Below are 7,800 nucleotides of genomic sequence, written 5' to 3' on the forward strand. Positions count from 1 at the left end.
TGCCAGCGGTCCATGTTCGCGCCGCTGCCGTGTACGCCGGTCGCGACGCGGGCGACTGGCTCGCGTCCGCCGTTCCGAGGGCCGCACCGTCTCGCGGAGCGGATGCGGTGGCCGCTCGTGCCGATGTCCCCGCCCCGCCGATGGTTTCGCTGGCCTCGGAGCTGTCGGTGATGCCCGCCAGGCGGAGGATGGCGTCGATGTAGCGGGCGAACATGGCCTCGACCATGCCCGCGGGGAAGGCGGAGGCGCGGACGTCCCAGTTCAGCAGGAGGCCGCCGCGAACCTCGGTGACCTGGGCGTCCAGCAGCACCTGCGGGCCCTGGGAGATGATCCAGGCCGGGTCGCCGAAGGTGTCGGTGACGTGCTCGGCGAAGAGTTCGCCGAGGTTGATGGCGCTGGTGTAGACGATCGGGGCGAGCACCGGCTCACCGCGCAGGCGGCCCAGATCGCGCAGCACCTCCAGCCCCGAATAGGCCGAATGCGCACCGGCGGCGTGCAATTCGCGCTGCAGGGCCTGGGCGCGCTCGGTGACGGTGGCCGGTTCGGTCACATCGACCTCCAGCAGCACCGAGGAGGTGAAGTCGCCCACCACGCCGTCGACCTGCGGATGCACCGGCTCCCGGTGGAACAGCGGCAGATTCAGCAGGAACCGCCGCCGCGCCGACCAGCCGCCGATGGTCTCGGCGAATACCGACGCCAATGCCATGGCAGGGGTGATGCCCCGGGTGTGCGCGGCCGCGAACATGCGCGCCTTCGCGGTCGGGGACAGCCAGCGGTGGAAGCGCACGGTCCGCATCTCGGCCGAGTGGCCGGCATCGACACCGGTCGAGCCGCCCGAGATTCCCGAGAGCCGCTCACCCGCACCGAGGTTCGAGTCCACGTCGGCCGAGGCTGGCGCGGCCTCAGGCACAGGTGCCCCGGCTGACGCGGGTACCGCAGCCGACGCGGGTACCGAGGCTGGCGCGGCCTCAGGCACAGGTGCCCCGGCTGACGCGGGTACCGCAGCCGACGCGGGTACCGCAGCCGACGCGGGTACCGAGGCTGGTGCGGGTGCCGTCGCGTGCGTCAGCTCCGAGGCGCGCGGAAGTTCCGGTGCGCCGGGCAGTTCCGGCAGGCGGCGCTGCCACCAGTCGCGGGCGCGTGCGTGGTCCGGTCCCGGCGCGGCCTGGCCCGCCAGGTACTCGCGGAAGGTGTAGGTCTGCGGCGGCAGTTCCTCGCCGTGGTAGAGGCGCGCCAGGTCGCCGACCAGGATGCGGTAGCTCATGGCGTCGGCGGCGAGCATGTCCACATCGAGGTGCAGGCGGGTACGACCGCCCGGCAGCAGGGTGAGGGCGATATCGATCACCTGCCCGTCCTCCACCGCCATGAGCTGATGGGTCTTGCCGTCCCGCAGCGCCGCCAGCACCCGCTCGACCTCGGCGGCGTCCCGATCCCGCAGATCGGTCACGCTCCACACCGGCCGCCCCGGACGCTCCAGGGTCTGCTGCGTACCGTCGGGCAGGAACCGCGTGCGCAGCATGGGATGCCGCGCCACCAGCAGCTCGGCCGCCCGCTCCAGACGCCCGGGATCGACATCCCCACCGTCGAATTCGACATACAGATGCGCCGCGACCGCCCCCAACTGCTGCCCCTCGGACCGCCCGATCCAGTAGGCGTGCTGCATGGGCGCGAGCGGAAACGGGGAACCGTCGTCGGCCGCAGCGTCCGCACCGGCAGCCGCGCCATCCGCACCGACCGGTGCGCCCGAGCGCCCTTGCGGCCGAACGGCAGCGCGGTCCGGCCGAGTATCGGCACCGTCCGCACCACTCGCGACAGCACCGGACCCACCCGCCGCCACAGGGTCTGGCACCGCCACAGGGTCGGACCCACCCGCCGCGGTAACGGATCCACGCGCCGCCGCGCGCCCACTCGCGGCACTGTTCTTCGCGGCACCGTCCGACTGAGCATCGGCATCGCCCGCGACGCCGTTCTCACCATGGGCGGCCGCGCTGTATCCGCCCGCCGCGCTGTCGGCATGGTTCACCGCCGCTGCGGCACCATCGGCTGCCGCACCGGCGATTTCGGTGGGGGCGCGATGTGCGCCCGCACCACGGTCCGGTTCCGGCGCGGCCGGGTCGCCGCCGAGCAGGCGGTACCAGTCGGCGACGGTGGGTTCGGCGGCGAGTTGGGCGAAGTTCACGGCGATGCCGCGTTTGCGCCAGCCGCCCGCGAGCTTCATGGTGCGGATGGAGTCGAGGCCGAGTTGGATGAGGTCGTCGCCGTCGGCGATATCGGCGGGGTCGAGGCCGAGGTGGGTGGCTATGGCGGTGCGGATCTCGTCCTTGCCGATCGCCGCGCCGGTCGCGTCGCTGCCGCTCTGCGCTGACTCCATGCCGCTGTCACTCCTCGTGCCGTGCCGCCGGGATTCGCCCGGACTCCTTCACGAGCAGACTAACCCATTGAGATAGGGTTGCCTAACCTATGTAGCGCCATTCGCTAGCGTGACCATGACATCCCATAGCGTGAGTAAGAGGCACGACGTGACAATCCCAGCCCCAGCCGCCCAGGACCACCGCGACGGCTTCGTTCCCTTCCCCGCCGATCTCGCCGACGAATACCGTCGCGCGGGCTACTGGACCGGCCGCCCGCTCGACCGCCTGCTGCGCGAGACGGCCCGCACCCGGCCCGACCGCCCGGCCCTGCTGTCCGACGACGCCACCCTGACCTACGCCGAACTCGACGCCGCCGCCGACCGCACCGCCCACGGCTTCCTGAAGCTCGGGCTGCGCCCCGGCGACCGCGTGGTGGTGCAGCTGCCCAACGTCCCCGACTTCCCGCGCATCCTCTTCGGCCTGCTGCGCGCCGGGATCATTCCGGTGCTCACCCTGCCCGCGCACCGCCGCGCCGAGATCGAGCACCTGACCCGGCTCTCGGGCGCGGTCGCCTACCTGATCGCCGACCGGCTGGGCGATTTCGACTACCGCGTGCTCGCCACCGAGGTCGCCGCCGCCGTTCCGACCCTGCGCCATGTGCTGGTGCTCGGCGATCCGGGCACCTTCACCGACCTGAATTCCATTTCCGGCGAGGGCGATTCGCTGCCCGAGATCGACGCCGCCGATATCGCGCTGATGCTGGTCTCCGGCGGCACCACCGGACTGCCCAAGCTCATCGCGCGCACCCACGACGACTACGCCTACAACGCCACGGCCAGCGCCGCGGTGTGCGAACTCGGACCCGAGGACGTCTATCTCGCGACGCTGCCCGCCGCGCACAACTTCCCACTGGCCTGCCCCGGCATCCTGGGCACCGTGGCCACCGGCGGCGCGCTCGCCTTCGTCACCGACCCCAGCCCGGAGAGCGCCTTCGCCGCCATCGAACGGCATCGGGTCACCGTGACCGCCGTGGTGCCGCCGCTGGCGCAGCTGTGGTGCGCGGCCACCGACTGGGAGGAGGCCGACCTCTCCTCGCTGCGCCTGCTCCAGGTCGGCGGCGCACGCCTGGCGGAGGTCAATGCCCGCGAGGTCGCCCCCGCCCTCGGCGCGCGACTCCAGCAGGTGTTCGGCATGGCGGAGGGCCTGCTCAACTACACCCGCCTGGACGACTCCGACGAGATCGTCTGCACCACCCAGGGCCGCCCGCTGTCCCCGCACGACGAACTGCGCATCGTGGACGGGGAGGGCAATGACGTGCCCGAGGGCGAGGAGGGTGAGTTGCTCACCCGCGGGCCCTACACCCTGCGCGGCTATTACCGTGCGCCGGAACACAATGCGCGCTCCTTCACTCCGGACGGCTTCTACCGCAGCGGCGATCTGGTGCGCCGCCTGCCCAGCGGACATCTCATCGTCTCCGGGCGCATCAAGGACGTGATCAACCGCGGCGGGGAGAACGTGTCGTGCGACGAACTCGAGGAGCACCTGCTCGCGCATCCCCGCGTGCGGCACGCCGCCGCCGTCGGCCTGCCCGACGCCGCCCTCGGCGAAAAGGTCTGCGCCGTCTTGGTGGTCGAGGGCGAGCTGCCCAGCCTCGCCGAGATCAAGCGCTTCCTCACCGACCGCGGCCTGGCCACCTACAAGTTGCCCGATGTGCTGCGCCAAGCCGACACCCTGCCCATCACCGCGGTCGGCAAGATCGACAAGAAGGCGCTGCGCGCGGCGGGCTGAGCCGGGTACCCGCGCGCGGGTCATCGGCGCGACAGCCACCGGAGCGCAGGTGCGCCGTACCGGAACTCGTCGACCCGATCGGGCACGAGCGCGCGAAACACCGTGTCGCCCCGACCGAAACGCGTGTGGCCCCCTGCTCGGGCGGGGGCCACACGCATTCCACCGGCGACACGACCGCCGACGAGGGGAAGACGCGGCGCGGTCTCGGCGCGGAGGTTTCGGTCAGGTCGGCTCAGTGCTGCTGTTCCCGGATCGCATAGGGCGACGCCGCCCAATCCTCGCAGGTCTGCTCGAATTCGCGCTCCGGCCGCGACTGGCCCACCACGCCCGCACCGGCGCGCAGCCACGCGCCCTCACCGGGGGCCACACGGTCCATCGGAGACCGACTGTCCGCGAGGGGACGACTCGATCTCCGCGCGGAGGTGTTCGGCCGCGTTGTCGCGCCGCACTGTCGTGCCGAGGAGTCCGGTCCGGACTTCCCGCGGAGGTCGCGGCGGGGCCTCAGCGCTGTTGCGCGCGCACCACATACGGTGCGACGCTGCCCAATTTCTCGCAGGTCTCCTCGAATTCGCGCTCCGGCCGCGACTGGCCCACCACACCCGCACCGGCGCGCAGCCACGCGCCCTCGCCGGTCTGGTAGACCGCGCGCAGCACCAGGGTGGCCTCCAGCGCGCCGTCTGGCGAGACCGTCACCACGGCACCCGAATACAGGCCGCGCTCGTCGTGATCCAGGCGGAAGACCGCATCCACGCCGCCCGCCTTCGGGATGCCGGAGGCGGTCACCGACGGGAACAGCACCTCCAGCGCGTCCCACGGGCTGCGGTCGGCGGCCAGGGTGCCGCGCACGGTGGAGGCCAGATGCTGCACGCTGCCGCGCTCGCGCACCGCCATGTAGTCGGCGACGACGGTGGTGTCGGGTTCGGCCACGGTCGCGATCTCGGCGAAGGAGGTCTGCACCGACAGCGCGTGCTCGACGATCTCCTTGGGATCGCTGAGCAGATCGGCGCGCGCGGCGGTGTCGGCCTCCGCACCGCGGCCGAAAGCGCGTGTCCCGGCGAGTGGTTCGGTGGTGACCACCCGATCGCCGTCCACCGCGGCGACCAGCTCCGGGCTGAACCCGGCGGCCTCCAGCGCACCCAGGCGCAGCAGGAAGGATCGCGCCGGGGTGTTGTTGGCCCGGCCCAGCCGGTAGGTGGACGGGATGTCGACGGCGAAGGGCAACTCCACCTTCCGCGACAGGATGACCTTCTGGTAGCGGTCCGCGTTGATCTCCGCGACGGCCTTGGCCACCCGTTCCCGGTACCCGGTCGGATCGCCGGTCACGTCGACCGGATGTCCGGTCGGCAGCGCGGTGCCCTGCGCGGCCCCGATGAGCGCCAGGATGTCGGCGGCCTCGTCGGTGGTCGCACCCGACACCTGGATGCCGGCGGCGTTGAGCCGCACCTCGATACGCGGGATCATCAGGTGCGCGAGGGTGGCGCGGGGGTGGACGTACTGGGTCGAGCCCAGCGCCCAAGCGCAGAATTCGAAGCCGATCCAGCCGTAGGCATTGCGCCCGGCCAGCGGCAGGCTCGCGAGCGCGCGGTCGACGACCCGCGCCGGGCTGCCGGTCCACGGCGTGGCGGTGATGTCGCCCGCCCAACTGACCCGCAACTCGTCGGCGTCGAGTTCGATGCCGCCGAGCGGGTCGGCGGCGAACACCCATTCGCCGGGCTTCTCGTAGACGACGTATTCACCGAATCGGTCGGCGGCTGCCAGGCCGGTGACCGCCGCGATGGGGTCGATACCGCCCTCCGGGGCGGCTGGCGCCGGACTGTGCGCAAAGTCCAGTCGTACTCGTTCGTCCGTCGCCGACACCTGTCCTCCAAGGTAATGCTGACCTAACTCAGGGAAGTAAGGTTAGCATTACCTGTTTCGCGTGGAAGTGTTGCGCCAGCCACTCCCGTACCCCGCCCGCGAATCGCCACGCTTTCGGCAGTGTTTCCCGCGACCGGCCGACCACGGACACCCGTATCCGCTTGAATGGAGAACATCAGCACGCGCGGAGGGATCACAGATGATCGACCACGACAGCCGGATACCCACGGCCACCACCGCCCCGCGCTCGGTGGTAGCGCTGGTCGACTCCACCACCCACGTCGAACGTGAACTCGTCGGCAGTTGGCTGGCCGAGGGCGGCATCAACCAGGAATTCGGCACCGAAGCGCCCGTCACCCAGATCGACCTCGACCCCACCGCCATCGCCACCCGCCTGGTCGACCGCCACGACGACCCGCTCGTGGTGCCGGTACGGGTGCTGTGGCTGCCACCGGAACGAGACGGCGTGCGGCGCACCACCTTCACCGATCTCATCACCCTCAGCAATCCGCGCAAACCCAACCGCCTCATGCAGCGGCGACTCATCGGCAAGGCGCCCGACCGGCACCTGGTGCTCACCGGGCAGCCCGCGCGCCTGAGTGAGCTGCGCGCCAACAATCCCGGAGCCGCCGGTGCGGCCGAGGCGTTCGCCCGCGCCATCGTGCGCGCGGGCATCGTCGCCCTGGAGCGCGCGGAACGCGCCGTCATCGGCGACCGCTACAAGGTGCCGCGCCTGGTGGCCGAGGAGATCCTCGACTCCCCCGAATTCCTGCGCCGCCTCGACGATATCGCCGCGCACACCGGCACCTCACCGCGCGAGATGCACCGCCGCGCGGAGAAGGCGCTGCGCGAACTCGTCGCCGCGCAGAGCCGCCTGGTCTCCGATCTGTTCACCCAGGCCATGCGGCCCGTGCACGCCTCCACCTGGAAGGTCGACGACGACCCCGTCGGCTTCGAGCGGCTGCGCAGCCTCAACCGGCGCTACCCGCTGGTCTTCCTGCCCTCGCACCGGTCCTACGTGGACGCCTTCGTACTCGGGGATGTGCTGGCCCGCAACGACTTCCCGCCCAATCACGTCATCGGCGGGGCCAATCTCAGCTTCTGGCCCATGGGTCCGATCGCGCGGCGCACCGGCACCGTATTCATCCGCCGCAGCTTCGGCGACGACGAGGTGTACAAGGCCGTCGTCGAGGAGTACTTCGCCTACCTGCTCGCCAAGCGGTTCAACCTGGAGTGGTACTTCGAGGGCGGGCGCACCCGCACCGGAAAACTGCGGCCGCCGCGATACGGCCTGCTCAACTATCTCGCGGCGGCGCTGCGCTCGGGCCGCGTGGACGATGTGATGCTGGTGCCGGTGTCCATCACCTACGAGCGGCTCAACGAGATCGGGGCCATCGCCGACGAACAGACCGGCGGCAAGAAGCAACCCGAGGGGCTGGCCTGGCTGGCACGGTACGTACGCAACCAGCAGCATTCGGCGGGGCGCGTGTATGTGCGCTTCGGGGAAGCGCTCTCGGCGCGGGAGCGGTTGATCGCGCACGGCGACCCGCTCGTCGAACCCGCCGATCCGGGAAAGGCTCCGGGACCGGCGATCTCGAAACCGGCATCGAGCCCGCGCGCGACGACCGCGGGCGGGGCTCCGACAGCATCGGCCCCCGCTGCGGCGGGCACCGCGCCGAGCACATCGGATCCGGCCGCGACGGCGGCGGACACCGCTCCGGCAGCGTCGAACCCGCGTACGTGGAACCCGGCTATGTCGGATCCAGCAGCGTCGAAACCAGCAGCGTCGAACCCGGCAACGGCG

At 71.4% G+C, this 7,800-nt stretch carries 5 protein-coding genes; 2 read left to right on the plus strand and 3 right to left on the minus strand.

Annotated features, from left to right (window positions below):
• Nucleotides 1-2,371, minus strand: a 2,371-nt coding sequence (locus QK444_RS28350) for a condensation domain-containing protein (RefSeq protein WP_282785204.1), incomplete at its 3' end; no start/stop codon positions are given.
• Nucleotides 2,372-2,486: 115 nt separating this feature from the next.
• Here QK444_RS28350 and QK444_RS28355 point away from each other — a divergent pair.
• The gene (locus QK444_RS28355; RefSeq protein ID WP_282785205.1) at nt 2,487-4,139 is read left to right on the plus strand and encodes an AMP-binding protein; all 1,653 of its coding nucleotides are present in this window, start codon (nt 2,487-2,489) and stop codon (nt 4,137-4,139) included.
• A 232-nt stretch (nt 4,140-4,371) separates the two neighbouring features.
• On the opposite strand, the gene QK444_RS28360 is transcribed toward QK444_RS28355, so the two are convergent.
• Nucleotides 4,372-4,515: a hypothetical protein gene (locus QK444_RS28360; protein ID WP_282785206.1), complete on the minus strand. Its 144-nt coding sequence runs from the start codon at nt 4,513-4,515 to the stop codon at nt 4,372-4,374.
• A 125-nt stretch (nt 4,516-4,640) separates the two neighbouring features.
• A complete protein-coding gene (locus QK444_RS28365; protein WP_282785208.1) occupies nt 4,641-5,924 on the minus strand; it encodes a salicylate synthase in 1,284 nt (427 codons plus the stop codon).
• Between the two features lie 271 nt (nt 5,925-6,195).
• Between QK444_RS28365 and QK444_RS28370 the strand changes: the two genes are divergently transcribed.
• Nucleotides 6,196-7,800, plus strand: a 1,605-nt coding sequence (locus QK444_RS28370) for a 1-acyl-sn-glycerol-3-phosphate acyltransferase (protein WP_282785207.1), incomplete at its 3' end; no start/stop codon positions are given.

This window comes from Nocardia sp. CC201C (genome assembly GCF_030010695.1).
Lineage (GTDB): Bacteria > Actinomycetota > Actinomycetes > Mycobacteriales > Mycobacteriaceae > Nocardia > Nocardia otitidiscaviarum.

What these genes read in the sequence shown, in the direction of transcription:
- QK444_RS28355 (WP_282785205.1), top strand. Translation starts at nt 2,487, where the DNA reads ATGACATCCCATAGCGTGAGTAAGAGGCACGACGTGACAATCCCAGCC.
- QK444_RS28360 (WP_282785206.1), bottom strand. Translation starts at nt 4,515, where the DNA reads ATGGACCGTGTGGCCCCCGGTGAGGGCGCGTGGCTGCGCGCCGGTGCG.